This is a genomic window from Streptomyces sp. NPDC023527, from assembly GCF_055560115.1.
In genome coordinates this window covers 433,232-452,321 of the sequence record NZ_JBVHJJ010000003.1, presented here as the reverse complement: position 1 = coordinate 452,321, position 19,090 = coordinate 433,232, and the positions used below count along the sequence as shown (strand labels likewise).

The following is a 19,090-nucleotide window of genomic DNA, read 5'->3' as shown; positions in this document are numbered from 1 at the left end:
GGCTCCTCATACGCGTCCCGGGGACGTCAGCGCGTGACCTCGGTCGTCGCGTACACCTCGTCGTACAGCGCCTTCAGCTGGGCGCGGGCGTCCGCGTCGACCTGGAGGTCCTTCGCCCGGGGCCGGGCGACGCGGGTCGCGGAGCGCGCGGCCCACTCCTCGGCGCCGTCGAGCTCCAGGAACTCGGCGAGTCGGCCGAGTTCGCCCTGGGGGTCGGTGAGCAGGTCCTCGTACGCCATGCGGTGCACCCGGTCGGCCGGGAGGCCGCTGAGGGCGTCGTCCGTGTACTTGGCCATCATGGCCTGGAGCCCGGTGAGGTTCATCAGGGACTCCACGCTGCCGGAGCGGTAGTCGAGGACGAACGGGGAGAGGTTCCCGGGCATCAGGTGATCCATGTCGGCCGGGGCCTCGAAGCCCTCGGGGACACCGCCCGCCTGGTACGGGTCGACGCCGCAGCGCTGCTGGAAGGCGATGCTGAGGTCGGCCATCAGGAACATGGGGTGGCCGGTCATGGAGACGGCCACGTCCACCACGTCACGCGTCAGATAGACGATCCGGGCGTCGGGGAACATGTCCAGCAGGTCGTGGACGAACACGCCGGACGTGGCCGACTTCTCCACCCAGCGCGGCCTGCCGGTGTACCGCGTGAGCAGCGTGAAGAACTGCCGGTAGTGCGCGCCGAGGGACTGGGTGGGGTACCCGGGCACGACCTGGGACAGCTCCTCCAGCAGCCGGTCGGGGTCCTCGGAGAGGGCCGGGAGGGTGAAGCCGAGGAGCCCGCTCAGCTCCGTCGTCGGGTCCAGGCCGCTGACGTCGTACCGGACCTCCTTCGGTACCCGGCCGATGCGCAGCGCGGTGTTCATGGAGATCCACGGCGCGGTGACCAGTTCCCAGAATTCCTGCCCGGTCATGGGCTTCTGCACCATGCCCGCCTGGTACTGGGATCCGAAGAACTCCAGCAAAGGCGCCATATCGGTGTGTTCCGCGAGCAGATCGGCGATCAGGGTGGAACCGCACCGCCCACTGCAGATGACGAAAGTGCCGGGGGCGGATTCGCTCCGCTGGTCGGACATCGCTGCATTACCTTCCGGTCCGGGTCGGAAAACTCTCGGGCTGTGCCGCGCAGGCAATGTGGTCGGAGATCCGGTTGACGATCTCCTTCTGGTATTCGTTGAGGTAGAAATGCCCGCCGGGCAGCGCCTCGAATTCGAAGGGGCCGCTGGTGTGGTCGCGCCAGGCGCGGACCTCGTCGAGGGTGGCCTTCGGGTCGTTGTCGCCGACCATGGCGTGCACCGGGCAGGTGAGCTGGGGGCCGGGCTCGTAGCGGTAGGTCTCGATGGCCTTGTAGTCGCCGCGGATCGCGGGCAGGACCATGCGCAGCAGTTCCTCGTCGCCGAGGACGCCGCTGTCGGTGCCGTTGAGCTGGTGGAGCTCATTGACGATGCCGTCGTCGGTGCGCAGGTGCACGGTCTCGGTGCGGTGCGTGGACGGGGCGCGGCGGCCGGAGACGAACAGCCCGGAGACGGGGGCGCCGACCAGCTCGAAGCGGGTGGCGACCTCGAAGGCGAGGGTGGCGCCCATGCTGTGGCCGAAGAACGTCAGCGGCCGGTCGGCGAAGGGCCGCAGGGCGGTGAAGATCTGGTCGGCGAGCTCGGGGAGGCTCTCGATCAGCGGATCGGTGCGCCGGTCCTGCCGCCCGGGGTACTGCAGGGCCAGCACCTCGATCGAGGGCGACATGGCGGCCGAGATCGGGAAGTAGTAGCTCGCGGATCCGCCGGCGTGCGGGAAGCAGACCAGACGCGCCCCGGCATCCGGCGAGGGATGGAACCGGCGTACCCAGGTGCCGCTGTCCACAGGTGTTGCTGACATTGTTGGCTGCTGTCCTTCCGAGACGGGAACCAGCGCCATATCCGGGTCGGCGGCCGGATACCGGGTTACCATCCCCTGTGAACACTGATCGGCCCGGCCGTTGTCCAAGTGAAGCCTATATTTCCGGTATTGACGGTGTCAGATGTATCGCCGGTCACCAACCCCTAGGCTGCCCCTAAGGTCCCCCTAACCGTGCCCGGCAATGTGCGCCGGGCAATGGCGCCGCTCGACCCGGCGGGCCCCCAGCGCATACCATTGGTCCTGCCCTTTCGATAAGTGCGCGGCGGGTCCGGTGATTTCGAATTGCCGCGCCGCGTTTTCTGCGGACATCGACAGTTTGGGATCCCGAGTGGACGTGCCCGAGGAGTTCGGAACACCGGCGGACGATCACCGGCTGGCGGCGGAGCTGGCCGCCGGTGCCGGCCGGCTGCTGCTGGCGGTGCGCGCGGAACGGATGCTGACCGGCGCCGCGCTGGGCGCGGCCGGGGACGCCGTCGCGCACCAGTGGATCTCCCGCGCGCTGGCCGCCCACCGGCCCGGCGACGCGCTGCTGTCGGAGGAGGGCGCGGCCGATGCCGCCCGCCTCGCGGCGAGCAGGGTGTGGGTGGTCGATCCGCTGGACGGCACCCGCGAGTACGCCGAGGGGCGCGCCGACTGGGCCGTGCACGTATGCCTGACCGTGGACGGCGAGGCCGGCGCGGCGGCGGTGGCCCTGCCCGACCGGGAGGCCCTGCACTCGACCGAACGCCCCCACGCGCCCGCCCCGGCGCCCGAGGGCCCGCTGCGCATCCTGGTGAGCCGCAGCCGCCCGCCCGCCGCCGCGACCGCGGTCGCCGAGCGGCTCGGCGCCGAGCTGGTGCCGATGGGGTCGGCGGGCGCCAAGGCCATGGCCGTCCTGACCGGCGAGGCCCACGCCTACATCCACGCGGGCGGGCAGTACGAGTGGGATTCCGCGGCCCCGGTCGGGGTGGCGGCCGCGGCAGGGCTGCACGTGTCCCGCATCGACGGCTCGCCGCTGCGCTACAACCGGCCCGACCCGTACCTGCCGGACCTGCTGGTCTGCCGGCGGGAGCTGGCCGGGCAACTGCTCGACGCACTGAAGGCGACCGCCGGCGAACCCGGCACGCGGGGACAGGACATACGGTGACGACTGATCTGACAACGGGCACGGGCACGCTCCTCCCCAGGCCCGTCCTCAGCCACCTCGAACGCCTGGAAGCCGAGAGCATCCACATCCTGCGCGAGGCCGTGGCCGAGAGCGACCGCCCGGTGATGCTGTACTCGATGGGCAAGGACAGCACCGTGATGCTGCACCTCGCCCGCAAGGCGTTCCACCCGGGCCGGCTGCCGTTCCCGCTGCTGCACGTGGACACCACGTGGAAGTTCCGCGAGATGATCGAGTTCCGCGACCGCACCGCCCGCGAGCTGGACCTGGAACTGCTGATCCACCAGAACCCCGAGTGCGTCGAGCTGGGCATCGACCCGTTCACGCACGGCTCGTCGGTGCACACCGACATGTGGAAGACCGCGGGCCTCAAGCAGGCCCTCGACGCCCACGGCTTCGACCTCGCCTTCGGCGGGGCCCGCCGCGACGAGGAGAAGTCCCGGGCCAAGGAGCGGGTGTTCTCCATCCGCTCCGCCCAGCACCGCTGGGACCCCAAGCGGCAGCGCCCCGAGCTGTGGCAGCTCTACAACGCCCGTACCGCGCCCGGCGAGAGCGTCCGCGTCTTCCCGCTCTCCAACTGGACCGAGCTGGACATCTGGCTCTACATCCACCGGGAGGAGCTGCCCATCGTGCCGCTCTACCTGGCGGCGCCCCGCCCGGTCGTCGAGCGCGACGGCACCCTGATCATGGTCGACGACGAGCGGTTCCCGCTGCGCCCGGGGGAGGAGCCCGAGCTGCGCGACGTCCGCTTCCGCACTCTCGGCTGCTACCCCCTCACGGGCGCCGTGGAGAGCACCGCCGACACCCTCCCGGCCGTCATCCGGGAGATGCTGCTGGCGACGACGTCCGAGCGACAGGGCCGCATGATCGACCACGACTCCTCGGCCTCCATGGAACGCAAGAAGCAGGAGGGCTACTTCTGATGGCCACCCCCACGAGCGCCGCGATCGGCGACATCGAGGAGTACCTGCGCGGCCACGAGCGCAAGGACCTGCTGCGCCTGATCACCTGCGGCAGCGTCGACGACGGCAAGAGCACCCTGATCGGCAGGCTCCTCTACGAGTCGCACCTCGTCTTCGAGGACCAGCTCGCCGCGCTGGAGGCCGACTCCGCGCGGTCCGGCACCCGGGGCGGCGACCTGGACCTGGCGCTGCTGGTGGACGGCCTGGCCGCCGAGCGCGAGCAGGGCATCACCATCGACGTCGCGTACCGCTTCTTCACCACCGACAAGCGGAAGTTCATCGTCGCCGACACCCCGGGCCACGAGCAGTACACCCGCAACATGGTCACCGGCGCGTCCACCGCCGACCTCGCCGTGATCCTCGTCGACGCGCGCAAGGGCGTCCTCACCCAGACCCGGCGCCACAGCTACCTGGTGTCGCTGCTCGGCATCCGCACCGTCGTCCTGGCGGTGAACAAGCTGGACCTCGTCGACTACGACCAGGGCGTCTTCGACGACATCTGCCGCGACTACCGGCGGTTCGCCGAAGAGCTCGGGCTGACCGACGTCACCTGCGTGCCGACCTCCGCCCTCAACGGCGACAACATCCTCGTCCGCAGCCCCCACACCCCCTGGTACACCGGCCCCACCCTCATGGGCCACCTGGAGACGGTCGTCCCCGCCGGCGGCGAGACGGCCGCCGCCGAGGGCCCTTTCCGGATGCCCGTGCAGTACGTCAACCGCCCCGACTCCGACTTCCGGGGCTTCTCCGGCACGGTCGTCGGCGGCACGGTCCGGCCCGGCGACCCCGTACGCGTCCTGCCCGCCGGCACCACCAGCACCGTCGACCGCATCGTCGGCTGGGACCGCGACCTCGACGAGGCGGTCACCGGCCAGGCCGTCACCCTCACCCTCACCGACGAGATCGACGCCAGCCGCGGCGACCTGCTGTGCGCCGCGACCGAGCCCGCCGCCGTCGCCGACCGGTTCGCCGCCCACCTGGTGTGGATGGCGGAGACCCCGCTGGTGCCCGGCCGCCCGTACCTCGTCAAGAGCGGTACGCGGACGGTCGGTGCGACCGTCGAACGCATCGACCACCTGGTCGACGTCAACACCCTGGAGCGCCGCCAGGGCACCGAGCTGGGCCTCAACGCCATCGGCCACTGCGACCTCGTCCTCGACCAGCCGATCGCCCACGACCCCTACGACGGCAACCGCCACACCGGCGGCTTCATCGTCATCGACCGCCTCACCCGTACGACCGTCGGCGCCGGCATGCTCCGCGCGCCCCTGCGCCCCGCGGACGACCTGCACTGGCAGGCGGTCGACATCGGCAAGCCCGAACGCGCCGCCCGCAACGGCCACCGGCCGTGCGTGGTCTGGCTGACCGGCCTCTCCGGCTCCGGAAAGTCCACCATCGCCAACCTCCTGGAGAAGCGCCTCCACGCCCTGGGCAAGCACACCTACCTCCTGGACGGCGACAACGTCCGCCACGGCCTCTGCGGCGACCTGGGCTTCAGCGCGGCCGACCGCGCCGAGAACATCCGGCGGGTCGCCGAGGTCGCCGCCCTCATGGTCGACGCCGGCCTGATCACGATCGTCTCCTTCATCTCCCCCTTCCGCGCGGAACGCGAATTCGCCCGCGGCCTGGTCGCCGACGGCGAGTTCCGCGAGGTGTACGTCGACACCCCGCTGGAGGTCGCGGAGAAGCGTGACCCGAAGGGCCTCTACCGCCGCGCGCGGGCAGGCGAGATCCGCGACTTCACGGGCATCGACTCCCCGTACGAGGTGCCGTCCCGGCCGGACGTCCGGATCGATACGACGGCGTGCACGGCGGAGGAGGCGGTGGAGATGCTGGTGGAGCGGCTGGGGTTGCTGTAGCCCTGACCGCGCTACGCGCGGTGTCCTCAATCGCCGGACGGGCTGGAAAATCCAGCCTGTCCGGCGTTTGAGGACCGGGGTCCGGGGCGGAGCCCCGGTTCGGGAAGGGGCGGGTAGGGGAAAGAAAAGCCCCCAGCCCTACCTAGCTCAGCGCGATAGCCGTGACCACCAACCCCGACCCCACAACCCACCGCCCGGAAAACTCCCCGACCCGCCGACCGCCGACGACCGGCCCAGGAACGAGCAACCGAGCCGAGAACACCCCAGAATCCGGCTCGACCGAAAGCTCCGCCTCGGAGAAATCCAGCTCGGAAGCCGTCAGCGGATACCAGACCTTGAACACACTCTCCTTCGCACTGAACAACAGCCGATCCCAATGCACATCCGGCCGTCGAGCCGACAGCGCCCGCACCCACACCCGCTCCCCCGGCAGGGAGACCGCCTCCAGCACCCCCTCCGGCAACGGCCCGTTCGGCTCGGCGTCTATCCCGAGGGAGACCGCGTCCGCGGAGCGCGCCACCACCGCCGCCCGATAGCCGTCGCAGTGCGTCATGCTGCCCACGACACCCGCGGGCCACTGCGGCGCGCCGCGCCGGTTCGGGAGCAGCGGCGCGGGCGGCAGGCCCAGCCGGCCCAGCGCCTTGCGCGCACACATCCGTACGGTCGCGAACTCGTTCTGCCGCTTCGGCACGGCCCGGGCCACGACCGCCGCCTCCTCGGGGAAGAGGGACACGGCGGACCGCGGCGGGTCGGTGAAGGTCTCCTCCGCGACGGTCCCGGCGGGCAGTATGCGCTCGATCACCGCGCCGCCCCGGGCGTCTCGCCGACGGGCTGGGGCAGGATCTGGCGCAGGTGGCGACGCGGCGGCCGGGGTCGCCACTCGCGCGGATAGCCGACCGACACCTCCTCGAACCGCACCCCGTCGTGCCAGGTGACGCGCGGGATGTGCAGGTGTCCGTAGACCGCTGCGGCGGCCCGGAAGCGCACGTGCCAGTCGGCGGTCAGCTCGGTGCCGCACCACTGGGCGAAGTCGGGGTAGCGCAGGATCCGGGTGGGTTCGCGGACCAGCGGGAAGTGGTTGACCAGGACCGTCCGGTGGGCCGGGTCGACGGCGGCCAGGCGGCGTTCGGTGAGCTCGACCCGGGCGCGGCACCACGCGTCGCGCGAGGGGTAGGGGTCGGGGTGCAGGAAGTGCTCGTCCGTGCAGACGATGCCCGCCTCGTAGGCGCGGCGCAGCGACTCCTCCTTGGTGTCGGCGCCGGGGACGCGGAAGGAGTAGTCGTAGAGCACGAACAGCGGTGCCACGGCGACCGGTCCGCCGTCGCCGTGCCAGATGGGGTACGGGTCCTCGGGGGTGTCGATGCCCAGGCTTCGGCACAGCTCGACCAGGTGCAGGTAGCGCTTCTCGCCGCGCAGGTCGACCGGGTCCTGCGGGTGGGTCCACAGCTCGTGGTTGCCCGGCGCCCAGATCACCTTGCGGAAGCGTTCGCTCAGCAGGCGCAGGGCCCATTCGATGTCGGCGTACTGCTCGGCGACGTCACCGGCGACGATCAGCCAGTCGTCGTCGGATTCCGGCCGCAGTGTCTCGACAATGGCGCGGTTGTCGTCGTAGACGACATGCAGATCGCTGACCGCGAGCAGTTTCCCGCGGTCCCCGTGGTTCCCCTTGGACACGTGACGCCCTCCCCAGTTCCGAACCTACATACGATCACAGGTGCGGAGAAACCCCTGACAACCCCAGGAGTATTCCCGGCATTTCAGGAGTTCGCGCAGGGGCGCGTGTGGAGGTGTCAGGAGTACGTACGGACGTCCCGCCGGTACTGGTCGGCCAGCTCGGTGATCGCGCCCGGCAGCGCACCGGCGGCGAGGTCGGCGAGGGTGACCTGCTCCAGGACGTTGCGGAGGCTGCTGCGGGCCGCCATCCACAGCTCGCGCAACGGCTCGGCGGGGCCCGCGTACTCGATGTCGGACAGCCGGGTGTCCCGCACGTTGATCAGCGGGCCGTCGATGGCGCGGTAGACGTCGGCGAGGGTGATCTCCGCCGCCGGGCGGGCCAGGACGAAGCCGCCCTCGGGGCCGCGGGTGCTGTGCAGCAGCCGGGCGCGCTTGAGCTCGGAGAGCACGCCCTGAAGGAACTTCAGCGGGATGTCCTGCTCGGACGCCAGGCGGACGGCCTTGACCGGAGTGCCGTCCGCGCCGTCGCGGGCGAGCTGCGCCATGGCGCGAAGTGCGTAGTCGGACTTGGCCGAAATCCTCACGCGGGGTCCTTTCCGGCCTGCTACGGCCCGAACTAGGGGGCGGCTAAGGGTATAGCCGGGGATCCCTGGCGCGCGGCGGCGCGACAGTCTTTGATGGTTCGAGACAACTATGTCCATCGAAAAACTAGACATTCGCGCTGCGCTGGGGGTTCTCGCTCTATGGCTGGGGTACATCCATTCTGCACCGTCGCGGTCGTCGGAGCCGGTGCCGCCGGCACGATGACCGTCGCCCGACTGCTCGACGCGGCCGGGGCCGCCCGCCTCCCCCTGGAGGTGGTGCTGATCGACCCGGCCCCCGAGAACGGAAGAGGCGCCGCGTACTCCACCACCGACGCCCGGCACCTGCTGAACGTCCCCGCGGAGCGCATGAGCGCGGACCCCGCCCGGCCGGAGGACTTCCTGAGCTGGCTCCGCGACCGCGAACCCTCCCGCACGAAGGGCGATTTCGCGCCCCGCGCCCTCTACGGCACCTATCTCGCCGACCACTTGGCGCGGAGCGCGGCCCGAGCCGGCGACACCCGCCTGCGGCGGCTGCGCGACCGCGTCGTCCACGCCGCTGCGCGCGCGGACGGCGGGGTGACGCTGCGCCTCGCCTCCGGCGGGGAGCTGGTGGCGGAGGCGGCCGTGCTCGCCACGGGCAACCACGCGCCCCGCACGGACTGGGCCCCGGAAGGCCTGCGCGACTCGGCGGCGTTCATCGCCGACCCCTGGGAGCGGGGCGCGCTCGCGCGCGTGCCGGAGGACGAGGACGTCCTGCTCGTCGGCACGGGCCTGACGATGGCCGACGCCGCCGTGACGCTGGAGCGCCCGGGCCGCACGGTCCACGCGGTCTCCCGCCACGGGCTGCTCCCGCAGACGCACGCCACACCGCCCGCGACACAGGAGCCCCATCCGGCCCCGTCCGCCTCCACTGCCGCCCCCGTCACCGCCCCGCCCCTCACCGGCGCCGAGGACCTCCCCGCCCTCCGGGCCGCCGTCCTGCGCCACGTGGCCCGTACGCGCCGCGCCCACGGCGACTGGCGCCCCGCGCTCGACAGCCTCCGCCCGCTCACCAGCGGGTTGTGGCAGCGGCTCCCGGAACCCGACCGCGCCCGTTTCCTGAGCGAGGACCTGCGGCTGTGGGAGGTGCACCGGCACCGCATGCCCGCCGCCACCGCCGCGCGGATCGCCGAGGCGCGGCAGGGCGGCCGGCTGACCGTACGGGCCGCCGAGGTGACCGCCGCCAAACCCGACGGGGACCTGCTGCGCGTCGAGTTCGCCGACGGCGAGGCGGTCACGGTCGGCGCGGTCGTCAACTGCACCGGCCCGCACGGCGACGTACGCCGCGCGGGCGACCCCCTCCTGGACTCCCTGCTCGACGGCGGCCTCGCCCACCCCGGCCCGCTGGACCTGGGCTTGAGCACCGGCCCCGACGGACGGCTGCTCGGCGACCACCCGCGGGCGCGGCTGTGGACGCTGGGCGCGCCCCGGCGCGGGGACCTGTGGGAGACCACCGCCGTACCCGAGATCCGCGCCCAGGCCGCCACCGTGGCCGACGCCGTCGTCGACACCCTCGGCACGGCGACCCCGCCCGCCCGCCGCCGCTCGCCCACCGACCGGTACGGCCTGCGGCTCACCACGACGCTGGACGCGGCCGCCGCCTACAACCGGGCGCTGGACGGCATCCTGCGCGTGGAGTGCGGGGCGGAGGAGAGCCTGAAGGAAGCCGTCGCCGCCGACCCGGGATTCGCCGTCGGCCATGCCGCGCTCGCCCTCCTCGGCCACGAGTGGGGCGCCGACGTGGACGTGCCCGCCGCCCTGGCGGCGGCCGCGAGCGCGGCCCGGCGGGGCTGCGACGCGCGCGAGCGCAGCTTCGTCGCCGCGGCCGTGAGCGTCGCCGGGGGCCGGTCGTCCGCACTGCTGCGGCACATCGAGGACCACCCGCGCGACGCCCTCGCGGTCAGTCTCGCCGTGCCGACCATCGCCTTCGGCGGGGTGACGTGCGGCGAACAGACCTGGGAACTGGTGGAGCGGCTCGCGCCCGCGTACGGCGACGACTGGTGGTACCAGGGCCAGCTCGCCTTCGTACGCCAGGAACAGGAGCGCTGGGACGAGGCCGAGGCGCTGACCGCCCGCGCCCTGGCCGCCGAGCCCGGCTCGGGGCACGCCGTCCACGCGCGTACCCACATCTTCTACGAGACCGGCCGCCACACCGAGGGCCTGGCCTGGCTCGACCGCTGGATCGACGCGGAGGGTCGGCGCGCCAACAACCGCGCCCACTTCAGCTGGCACGCCGCCCTGCACGAGCTGATGACGGGCGACGTCGACGCCGTACGGACCCGCTACCTCACCCAGCTCGCGCCGCCCGCCGTCACCGGGGCCCGCGCGCTCGTCGACTCGGGGTCGCTGCTGTGGCGCTGCCGCGTGACCGGCACCTGGGAGGGCCCGCTGCCGGTCGAGGACGTCCTCGCCGGGGCCCCGGCGGGCTGGACGTCCGCCCCACCGACCGCGTTCGTGGCCCTGCACGCCGCCGTGACCCTGGCGGCGGCGGGCGACGGCGCCGCCCTGCTGCGCCTGCGCGACCACGCCCGCTCGCACGGTGCCACGGCCTTCCGGGAGGTCGTCGCCCCGCTGTGCGCCGCGCTCGCGGCCGTCGTCGAGGAGGACTGGGCGGCCGCCCTCGCGGCGCTGCGGGCGCTGATGCCCCGGCTCGCGGCGGTCGGCGGCAGCGCGGCGCAGCGCGAAATAGTGGAGGAGACCCTGCTGTTCACGCTGGTGTCGGCGGGACGCCATGAGGAGGCGGCCGCACTCCTGGACGCCCGTCTGGACCGCAGGCCCGCGCCGCTGGACCGGGTGCGACGGGGTGAGCTGGAGACGCCGACGCGGTGACGCCGGGCGCTTCCACACCACCGCTGCGCGGCCGCGTCCTCAAGCTTCCCCAGCGGTAGCTGGGAGGTGCCCCCAACGGGCTGGAGTCGGCTGAGCCCAGCCAAATCCAGCCCGTCCGGCGTTTGAGGGCGCGCCCGCAGGGCGCCCGCCGCCGAAGGCGGCACGGACGGCCCGCAGCCGAAGATCCGCCGGACACGGCCTAGAGCGGCGGAGCCGCCGGCCCCAGCGTGTCCCCGCTCCCGTAGGGGCGGGTGAGGAGCTCCATGTAGTGGCCGGACGGGTCCAGGAAGTAGACGCCGTAGCCGCCGTCGTTGCGGTTGATCTCCGCGGGCCGCTTCCCGGCCGGGTCGGCGAAGTAGGCGACACCGGCCGCCTTGATCCGCTCGAACATCGCCGGGAAGTCCGCTTCCGGCACCAGGAACGCGTAGTGCTGCGGCGCGATCGACTCCGCGTCGACGGTCGCGAAGTCCAGAGTGACGTTGTTGCCGGTCACGACGGGCAGGAACGGCCCGCCGGGCGCTCCGACCTCCAGGCCCAGGATGTCGGCCAGGAAGTGGGCGGACGTCTCCCTGCTCCGGGAGTGGACGATGGTGTGGTTCAGCTCGATCGACACGGTGGAATGCCCTCCCACAGGCATCTCACGGGCACCTCCGCGCTCCACCCGGCCGGTGACAGCGTGCGATGCCGTGTTCGTGATCTTATGCACGCCGCTCGGCCGGTGTCACGGCGGAAACATGCCTCGCGGGTTCCCTACGGGTCAGTACTGTCGACCCGCAGCTTCCATCGGACAACTCGAACGCCGCCCCGTGATGTCACCCGCGAACGGTGCTTGCGTGGGACCGCCCGCGGGGCCGGACAGGAGATCGCATGACTGAGCCACGGCGCACCGCGCCCACGAACCGGTGGATCGCCGGCGGCGCCGGGCGGCAGGCGCCGCTGCGGCTGTACTGCTTCCCGCACGCGGGCGGTTCGGCCGCCGAGTACATCCGCTGGGGCAAGGAGATACCGGGCGTGGAGGTGTACGCGGTCCAACTGCCCGGCCGTGCCGGCCGCTTCGCCGAGGACCCGCTGACCTCCATGGACGACCTGGTCGCGGCGCTCGTGCGGGAGGTGGAGTTCACCGGCACGTACGCCTTCTTCGGTCACAGCATGGGATCGCTCGTCGCGTACGAACTCACCTGCGCGCTGCGGGAGGCCGGCCGGCCGCTGCCCCGGCGGCTCTTCGTCTCCAGCGGCGCCGCGCCCGATCTGCCCCGGCGGCACGCCGGATTCCATCTGATGCCGCAGGACGAGATGCTCGCCGCTGTCCACCGCAGGCACGGCGGCATCCCGGAGGAGGTGTTCGCCCACCGGGAGCTGCGGGAGATGGTCTCGGTCGGGCTGCGCGCCGACTACAGCGTCCTGGAGAACTACGTCTGGCGTCCCCGCGCGCCCCTGCCCGTACCGCTGACGGTCCTGGCGGGCGACGCGGAGGCCCTGGCCCGGGACGAGTCGCTCACGGGGTGGGGGCGGCACACGACGTACCAGCCCGTGACCGTACGGACCTTCCCCGGCGGGCACTTCTATCTGCGGGAGCAGTCGGGCCCCGTCGTGCAGCGGATGCTGGCGGAGCTGCTGGGCGTGAGCGCCTCCACCTGACCGGCGGCGGCCGGTGGTCGACACCCGTCCGCGGCGACGACAGTGACCGGCGCTGTGCATGCCCAGTGCCGGCGCGGTGCTGCTGAGTGAGGCCGCGGACAGGTTGCCGCCATTCATGGAGATCATGGCTGCCATCCGGCCACCAAGTCAATCCTATGACTTGGCTCGAACTCCCCAAGGAAATGCTTGTACCTTGGGCGTCGTGACGCTTGATGACCTGAAGGTGTTCGTCATGGTGTGCGAGGCACGCAACCTCAGCGCCGTGGCGCGGGAGACGAACTGCAGCCAGTCCGCCGTCAGCCAGCACGTCCGGCGGCTGGAGAAGGAGGTCGGCCTGCCCTTGATGGAGCGTCAGCCGCGCGGCGTGGCGCCCACCAAGGCCGGCCGGATCCTCCAGCGCGCCGCCTCCGACGGGCTGACCGCCCTGGGGGAGGGGCTGAGGCTGCTGGAGGAGCTGCGCACCGGCCGTGGCGGCGGTGTCGTCATCGCCACCGGCGCCACCACCATCCGCAACTTCATGGCCGCCGCCATAAAGGAGTTCTGCCGTGAATTCCCCGACGTCGGGCTGGAGTTCCACACCGAGCGCTCCAGCCACCGCTGTCTCGACGTCCTGCGGTCCGGGGCCGTGGACCTGGCCTGGGTGACCATCGCGGCGGACGCGGTGGACGCGCAGGGCGTCGAGCAGCGCCCGGTCGTCAGCCTGGAGTGGGTGCTGGCCGTCCGCCCCGACGACCCGCTCGCAGGGGAGGGCGCCCTCCGCGCGGAGGACCTCTCGCGCACCCGCCTCATCCGCCCGCCCGCCGGTACGAGTTCGGGCCGTCAGGTGGAGCACTACCTCGGTACGTACGGGCTGCCGCCGCGCGCCACCACCACCCGGGCGACCGACTGGGACACCGCGCTGCTGCTGGCCGAGATGGGGCTCGGGCACGCGCTGATACCCGCCGCGCCGGGGCTGGTCGGCCAGTCCGGCGACAGCGTCCGGCTGATCCCCGTCACCGGCATCCCGTCACTGGACGTGGGCTGGGCCGCCCGGCAGTGGTCGGCCCTCTCGCCCGCGGCCCGCGAGTTCGCGGACACCGTCACCCGGCACGTCGCGGGTGCCTGAAGTCTCCAGCGCGCACAGCGTTCCGTACGCCGCCTGGACGAAGGGGGCCAGTGGCGTCGGCGCCGTGTCGGCCAGGGCGGCGACGGCCGTGCCGGAGCGGGGCAGGAAGCCCATGAAGGCGGTGAAGCCACGGGTGCCGCCGGAGTGGTGGAGCAGCGGGCGGCCCGCGCGGGGGCGCAGGTTCCAGACGAGGCAGAGGCGGTGGCCCGTGCGGGGCAGCTCCAGCCGGGGCCGCTGGACGTCGGCGAGCGCGGCCCGCAGGCTCGCCGGGCCGGCGCTCTCGGGTGCGAGCAGCGCCGCCAGGCAGCGCAGCAGGTCGCGGGCGCTGGAGCGCAGGTCACCGGCGGCGGGCAGACCGGGGATGCGCCACGGCGGGCGGGGTCTGCCGTGCCAGTGGCCGACGGCCTGCGGGCGGTCCGGGTCGCCGTCGGTGTCGGCGAGGCCGAGCGGTTCCAGGACCCGCTCGGCCAGCAGCGCCGCGTAGTCGCCGCCGCCGGCCGCGCGGGCCAGGGCGTGGCCGAGCAGCCCGGCCCCGTAATTGGAGTAGCGCACATGGGTGCCGGGCCGGTGGTGCAGCCGGGTGCGGGGGAGCGCGGCCATGACGTCGGCGGTGGAGAAGCCGGCGTAGGGGTTGCTGAACCAGCCGCTGCGCGCCGCCGAGCGGGTGACCAGGCCCGGGGGCAGCCGGGGCAGCCCGGAGGTGTGGGTGGCCAGGTGGAGCAGGGTGATCGGCGGCCCGGGTACGCGGTGCGGCAGATAGTGCGCGACGGGATCGTCGTAGCGCACCTCACCCCGGGCGACGAGCTCGGCGAGCAGCAGGGCGGCGAACGTCTTGCTGAGCGAGCCGATCTCGAAGCGGGTCTCCGGCTCGGCGGCTCCCCGGCACAGCATCACGTGTTCGTCGCCGCGCACGGCGGCGACGGCGACGGCGCTCGCGCCCGGGGCCGCGTCCGGCAGGGCGCTCAGGGCGGCGCCGAGCGACCCTTTCACGCCGCGCGCGACGCGCGGGCCAGCGCGACGGAGCCTGCGACGGCGGTGACGACGACGGTGTGCTGATGGTCGGTGAACCGCTGCTGCGGATCGTCGTCCACGGGTTCGGCGTCGCGGGGCACGAAGCCGTCGTCGTGCTGGAGCGCGGCGATGGCCTCCCAGTCGGCCGGGTCGCAGTACGGCTCGTCCAGGGAGGCCCCGATGATGAGGAGTTCGGTCACCAGGTCCCACTGCCCGACCTCGCGCCAGATGTCGATCCACACCGGCAGCCAGGTCCGTACGTACGAGGCGAGTTCGGCCGGCAGGCCGCGCGGCAGGCCGCCCCAGTCGGTGAGGTGGAAGACCGTGTGGGTCATCGCGTAGGCGGTGAGCCAGTTGATGGCCCAGGGCTCGGGGGTCCTGCCCAGCCAGGTGGCGCGGGCGAGCGCCGCCCAGTCGGTGTCCTGGCACAGGCCCGCGACGCGGGCGGCGTTGGCGACGGCGAGGCGGCGGTTGGGCAGCAGCTCGATGCCGTCGACCGAGCGCAGCCGGGCGCGGTGGGCGAGCAGCCGGTCCAGGTCGGCGTGGCGGTAGCCGCAGCGCGCGAAGGGCGCGTACATCTCCAGCGGGTCGCTCATCAGCGTGTGGCGGAGCTGGCGCTCGTAGAGCATGTCGCCCTCGCGCAGCTGCTGCCAGGTGAAGTCCATCAGGGCCTGGGCGGCCACCAGTTGGCCGGCGCCGGCGACGCCGTCGCGCAGGATGATGGAGGCGGCGAGGGTGGTCTCGCCGAGGGGTTTGTAGACGCTGTCGGGGTCGGCGAGCTCCTCGGTGGTCCCGGGCGGGAGGGCGCCCCGCTCGCGGTTGGCGTGCAGCCAGGACAGCGCCCGGTCGGCCATGCTCCTGGCCGCGGCGGCCACGGGCTCGGGAACCGTCATGTCCGTACCGCCTCCGTCTCCGGTTTCCCGTCGTCGTTGCCGTCCTCGTCGGCCTTGTCGCCCTCGTCGGCCTCGCCGAGGAGGTGGCCCGCGACGGCCAGGTCCAGTGCCGTGCGGGGGCTCTCGCCGCCCAGCAGGCGGACGTGTTCGCGCACGAGCGTGACGTCCAGCGGCAGCGCGACGCCCTCGTGGCGCAGCCACGCCAGCCAGCGGATGAGCCGGACGGCGGTGGGGAAGTCGCGGCGCAGGACGCAGCGCGTGACGCCGCGGCTCAGCGGCAGGGCCGCGCCGCGCGCCGTCTCGTGCACGGGACCGTCGAGGCCGGGGGTGGCCAGCGGGGCGAGTTGGGACATCCGCACGGACCAGCCCTGCCAGTCCGAGGTGTCGGCGATGTCGCCGTCGCCCTGCGGTGGTCGCGCCGCCGCGGCCGTCACCGCGTCGCCGGTGAACCGGGCCAGGAGCTGGGCGGTGGCCCAGTCGCGCCAGGCGACGGTCCGTTCCTCCGGGCGTGCGAGCGGCCCGGGGTCCGGCGCCGGGAAGGCGTCGAAGGACCGGGCCACGGCGGCCGCGTCGTCCGCGTGGAACGGCGTGCCGATCAGTACGTGGGGGGTGAAGGTGTCGGCGCCGATCACCCGGATCGCGGCGAGGGCCGCGAGGGCGTCGGGAGCGCTGTCGATGTGCCGGGCAACGAGAGCCGTGTCCCCAGCGCCACGTAGGGCGCTGAGGACACGGATCGCCAGGTCGTCGGCTGCCGCGGCGAAGTCCGCCCGGGAGCTCACTAGCCCTTCGGCTCCTTCGGTTCCTTCGGCGACAGGAGCAGGAGCGCCAGCAGGAAGCCGGCCGCTTCGGGTGAGGGGAGGGGCGGGTCGCTGACGGTGGCTTCCGGTTCTGCCATCAGCGCCCCGAGCTCCATGGTGTCGGTGGGGGTCGCCACGAGTCGGGCGGTGTCTTGAGTGAGCATCAGCGCCTCCTTGCTGAGGAATGTCACCAGTTATGCGGTGATGCCGCTTTTGAGTCTAGGAGCGTCTTCTGGGATCCGCAGCTCGAAGTGGGCCGGATGGTGCGGGAGTGGGGTGTCGGCCCAGGAAACTCGCCGAAAAATTAAAGAGGACAAAGGGGGAGAAGAGGCGCAAGAGGTGGGCGTTTCGCTAAAAAATCCATCATATGGGTGAACTGTGGAGGGTTCGGTGTGGCACGCCGGTGGCTGCGGCATGGTCAGAAAATAGGCTGGCGCGCCGTCGGCGGGGCCCCTGTTGAACGAGGGAGTGCTGCGATGACCCATTCGGACCCCGTGCGGACCTGTCCCTTCCGACATGACGAAGCACTCGAACCCGACCCCTCCACGACACCACCGCGGCCCGAGACCCTGACCGCCGACCACGACGACCTCGCCCACGAGCGTCCCGACGGGCTCGACTTGGAGCGTCCGGACGAGCTCCACTTCGAGCGCCCCGGCGGGCTCGCCTACGACCGTCCCGACGACCTCGACTTCGAGCGGGCGGAGCCCCCGCCGCGCATGGCCTCCGGATACGGCGGCCACCACTGCCCCGGATCCCGTCCGGCCCGCACGGTGCTCCAGGTCCCCATCGGCACCCTTCTCACCCGTTTCCCTGAACTGCGGCCGGCCGTATCGGCGGAGGAGGTGCAGCGGAACACCGTCTCGACCCGGCGCCACCCGCTCACCCCGCCGGTCGCCTGGTAAGGAGTGCGACCATGGCAACGCTGTGCAGACCGGCCATCGCGGTCCCGGAGCACATCATCACCCGCGAACAGACCCTGGAGCTCGCGCGCACCATCCACGCCGACCACCCTCAGCTCCAGCTCGCCCTGCGGCTGATCGGCAACACCGGTGTGCAGACCCGGCACATCGTGCAGCCCATCGAGGACACCCTCCGGCACCCGGGTTTCACCGAGCGCAACGCCCTCTACGAAGCCGAGGCCAAGGCCCGGGTGCCCGAGGTCATCCGGCGGGCCCTGGCCCACGCCGAACTCACCGCACGCGACATCGACATGATCGTGTACGTCTCGTGCACCGGCTTCATGATGCCGTCGATGACCGCCTGGATCATCAACACCATGGACTTCCGGTCCGAGACCCGCCAGCTGCCGGTCGCCCAGCTGGGCTGTGCCGCCGGGGGCGCGGCCATCAACCGCGCGCACGACTTCTGCATCGCCTATCCCGAGGCGAACGTCCTCATCGTCTCCTGCGAGTTCTGCTCGCTCTGCTATCAGCCGACGGACCTCGCGGTCGGCAATCTGCTCTCCAACGGCCTGTTCGGGGACGCCCTCGCGGCAGCGGTCGTGCGGGGCGAGGGGGGCGTGGGCGTACGGCTGGAGCAGAACGGCTCCCATCTGGTGCCCGACACCGAGGAGTGGATCTCCTACGGCATCCGGGACACCGGCTTCCACTTCATGCTCGACAAGCGGGTGCCCGGCACGATGGCCGTCCTCGCGCCCGCCATGCGGGCGATGGCCGAGCCGCACAACTGGGACGTCTCCGGGCTCGACTTCTACATCGTCCACGCCGGCGGCCCCCGGATCCTGGACGATCTGTGCAAGTACCTCAACCTGCCGCCGGAGATGTTCCGCTACAGCAGGGCCACGCTCACCGAGCGCGGCAACATCGCCAGCGCGGTCATCTTCGACGCGCTCGAACGGCTCTTCGCGGACGGCGGTGCCGAGGACGAGTCCCGCGGCATCATCGCCGGCTTCGGGCCCGGCATCACCGCCGAGATCGCCCTGGGGACCTGGACGGACCCGGCCCAGGAGGGCAAGGAACGGGCCGCCGTACGGGCGGTGCGGCTACCGGCCTGACAGCGGAAGCGCGGGCCACCGAGGTGACCCGCGCTTCATGCGCCGCCGTGGCCGCCCTCGCTCAGAGGTCGAACTCCGCCGGGTCGATGCCCACCGCGAAGCACGCCTCGCGGACGACGGCCTGCTCGGTCTTGTCGAAGTCGCCGTCGGCGCCACCGATGACGATGCCGATCTGGATGACGGCACGCGCCTCGGTCGGCTTCTTCTGCACCTTGCCGATGGTCTGCAGGATGCTGACCTTGCCGAAGTCGAAGTCGACCGAGAGCTTCTGGCAGTAGTCGTTGAACCGCGCCTGAAGGTCGTCGGCGGGGAAGTTCTGCAGCACGTCGTTGGTGGCGATCAGCGAGGCGACGCGACGCCGCTCGGAGGCGTCGATCGAACCGTCGGCAGCGGCCACCAGGGCGCACATGGCCATGCTCGCGTCACGGAACGCCCCGCTCTTGAGGTCGTTCTTCTTCGCCACCAGCTGACCCTGCATCGTCGTCGCGGAGTCCTTGAGCCGGTCCCAGAGCGCCATCTGTGTATCTCCTCGTGAAAATCGGGGGCACAGACAGAACTGTTCCGATGGGTAAAGAAGTTCCCAAAGGGATAAACGGGGCGCGAGTCCGGGCGGAATCCAAGCCCGTCCGGCGATCGAGGACACCACGA

The 19,090-nt window shown here is 72.3% G+C and carries 19 protein-coding genes; 8 read left to right on the top strand and 11 right to left on the bottom strand.

Going from position 1 to position 19,090, the window contains the following annotated elements:
- Nucleotides 1–26: 26 nt before the first annotated feature.
- Together ACZ303_RS09030 and ACZ303_RS09025 are read right to left on the bottom strand one after the other, a co-directional pair.
- The gene (locus tag ACZ303_RS09030; protein WP_467336622.1) at nt 27–1,073 is read right to left on the bottom strand and encodes a sulfotransferase family protein; all 1,047 of its coding nucleotides are present in this window, start codon (nt 1,071–1,073) and stop codon (nt 27–29) included.
- A gap of 7 nt (nt 1,074–1,080) precedes the next feature.
- Nucleotides 1,081–1,869 (bottom strand): thioesterase II family protein, encoded by a 789-nt coding sequence (locus ACZ303_RS09025; RefSeq protein ID WP_467336620.1) that lies wholly within the window; start codon nt 1,867–1,869, stop codon nt 1,081–1,083.
- A 349-nt stretch (nt 1,870–2,218) separates the two neighbouring features.
- Between ACZ303_RS09025 and ACZ303_RS09020 the strand changes: the two genes are divergently transcribed.
- The 3 genes from ACZ303_RS09020 to cysN are packed head-to-tail and all read left to right on the top strand — an operon-like array spanning nt 2,219 to nt 5,855.
- Entirely contained in the window at nt 2,219–3,016 is a 798-nt protein-coding gene (locus ACZ303_RS09020; RefSeq protein ID WP_467336618.1) for a 3'(2'),5'-bisphosphate nucleotidase CysQ, read from the top strand.
- Nucleotides 3,013–3,957 carry a sulfate adenylyltransferase subunit CysD gene (gene cysD / locus ACZ303_RS09015; protein WP_467336616.1) on the top strand — a complete coding sequence of 315 codons (945 nt, stop codon included), beginning with the start codon at nt 3,013–3,015 and terminating at the stop codon, nt 3,955–3,957. Before ACZ303_RS09020 ends, cysD begins: the two co-directional genes overlap by 4 nt.
- Nucleotides 3,957–5,855 carry a sulfate adenylyltransferase subunit CysN gene (gene cysN / locus ACZ303_RS09010; protein WP_467336614.1) on the top strand — a complete coding sequence of 633 codons (1,899 nt, stop codon included), beginning with the start codon at nt 3,957–3,959 and terminating at the stop codon, nt 5,853–5,855. Before cysD ends, cysN begins: the two co-directional genes overlap by 1 nt.
- A gap of 142 nt (nt 5,856–5,997) precedes the next feature.
- Here cysN and ACZ303_RS09005 read toward each other — a convergent pair whose 3' ends face one another.
- From ACZ303_RS09005 to ACZ303_RS08995, 3 genes are all read right to left on the bottom strand, one after another.
- Nucleotides 5,998–6,657 (bottom strand): 4'-phosphopantetheinyl transferase family protein, encoded by a 660-nt coding sequence (locus ACZ303_RS09005; protein WP_467336612.1) that lies wholly within the window; start codon nt 6,655–6,657, stop codon nt 5,998–6,000.
- Nucleotides 6,654–7,529 (bottom strand): metallophosphoesterase family protein, encoded by an 876-nt coding sequence (locus tag ACZ303_RS09000; RefSeq protein WP_467336610.1) that lies wholly within the window; start codon nt 7,527–7,529, stop codon nt 6,654–6,656. Before ACZ303_RS09000 ends, ACZ303_RS09005 begins: the two co-directional genes overlap by 4 nt.
- A 116-nt stretch (nt 7,530–7,645) precedes the next feature.
- A complete protein-coding gene (locus tag ACZ303_RS08995) occupies nt 7,646–8,113 on the bottom strand; it encodes an RrF2 family transcriptional regulator (RefSeq protein ID WP_467336608.1) in 468 nt (155 codons plus the stop codon).
- Between the two features lie 159 nt (nt 8,114–8,272).
- Between ACZ303_RS08995 and ACZ303_RS08990 the strand changes: the two genes are divergently transcribed.
- A complete protein-coding gene (locus tag ACZ303_RS08990) occupies nt 8,273–10,981 on the top strand; it encodes an FAD/NAD(P)-binding protein (protein ID WP_467336606.1) in 2,709 nt (902 codons plus the stop codon).
- A 199-nt stretch (nt 10,982–11,180) separates the two neighbouring features.
- Here the strand turns inward: ACZ303_RS08990 and ACZ303_RS08985 are convergent, their stop codons facing one another.
- Nucleotides 11,181–11,594: a VOC family protein gene (locus ACZ303_RS08985; RefSeq protein ID WP_467336604.1), complete on the bottom strand. Its 414-nt coding sequence runs from the start codon at nt 11,592–11,594 to the stop codon at nt 11,181–11,183.
- A gap of 254 nt (nt 11,595–11,848) precedes the next feature.
- Between ACZ303_RS08985 and ACZ303_RS08980 the strand changes: the two genes are divergently transcribed.
- Nucleotides 11,849–12,619 (top strand): thioesterase II family protein, encoded by a 771-nt coding sequence (locus tag ACZ303_RS08980; RefSeq protein WP_467336602.1) that lies wholly within the window; start codon nt 11,849–11,851, stop codon nt 12,617–12,619.
- Between the two features lie 202 nt (nt 12,620–12,821).
- On the top strand, nt 12,822–13,724 hold the full coding sequence (locus tag ACZ303_RS08975) for a LysR family transcriptional regulator (protein ID WP_467336600.1): 903 nt from the start codon (nt 12,822–12,824) through the stop codon (nt 13,722–13,724).
- On the opposite strand, the gene ACZ303_RS08970 is transcribed toward ACZ303_RS08975, so the two are convergent.
- Genes ACZ303_RS08970 through ACZ303_RS08955 form a run of 4 tightly spaced genes read right to left on the bottom strand, consistent with a single transcriptional unit; the run spans nt 13,626 to nt 16,589 of the window.
- On the bottom strand, nt 13,626–14,714 hold the full coding sequence (locus ACZ303_RS08970) for a serine hydrolase domain-containing protein (protein ID WP_467336598.1): 1,089 nt from the start codon (nt 14,712–14,714) through the stop codon (nt 13,626–13,628). The two genes, ACZ303_RS08975 and ACZ303_RS08970, sit on opposite strands and share 99 nt — an antisense overlap.
- A complete protein-coding gene (locus ACZ303_RS08965) occupies nt 14,711–15,628 on the bottom strand; it encodes a DUF6895 family protein (RefSeq protein ID WP_467336596.1) in 918 nt (305 codons plus the stop codon). The genes ACZ303_RS08970 and ACZ303_RS08965 overlap by 4 nt, the downstream gene beginning before the upstream one ends.
- Nucleotides 15,625–16,407, bottom strand: a complete 783-nt coding sequence (locus ACZ303_RS08960) for a hypothetical protein (protein ID WP_467336594.1) — start codon at nt 16,405–16,407, stop codon at nt 15,625–15,627. The genes ACZ303_RS08965 and ACZ303_RS08960 overlap by 4 nt, the downstream gene beginning before the upstream one ends.
- On the bottom strand, nt 16,407–16,589 hold the full coding sequence (locus ACZ303_RS08955) for a hypothetical protein (RefSeq protein WP_467336592.1): 183 nt from the start codon (nt 16,587–16,589) through the stop codon (nt 16,407–16,409). Before ACZ303_RS08955 ends, ACZ303_RS08960 begins: the two co-directional genes overlap by 1 nt.
- 312 nt (nt 16,590–16,901) lie before the next feature.
- On the opposite strand from ACZ303_RS08955, the gene ACZ303_RS08950 reads away from it, so the two are divergent.
- Both ACZ303_RS08950 and ACZ303_RS08945 read left to right on the top strand, forming a co-directional pair.
- Nucleotides 16,902–17,330, top strand: a complete 429-nt coding sequence (locus ACZ303_RS08950; RefSeq protein ID WP_467336590.1) for a hypothetical protein — start codon at nt 16,902–16,904, stop codon at nt 17,328–17,330.
- An 11-nt stretch (nt 17,331–17,341) separates the two neighbouring features.
- On the top strand, nt 17,342–18,442 hold the full coding sequence (locus tag ACZ303_RS08945) for a type III polyketide synthase (RefSeq protein ID WP_467336588.1): 1,101 nt from the start codon (nt 17,342–17,344) through the stop codon (nt 18,440–18,442).
- 61 nt (nt 18,443–18,503) lie between these two features.
- On the opposite strand, the gene ACZ303_RS08940 is transcribed toward ACZ303_RS08945, so the two are convergent.
- Nucleotides 18,504–18,959 (bottom strand): tellurite resistance TerB family protein, encoded by a 456-nt coding sequence (locus tag ACZ303_RS08940; protein WP_467336586.1) that lies wholly within the window; start codon nt 18,957–18,959, stop codon nt 18,504–18,506.
- Nucleotides 18,960–19,090 lie beyond the last annotated feature (131 nt).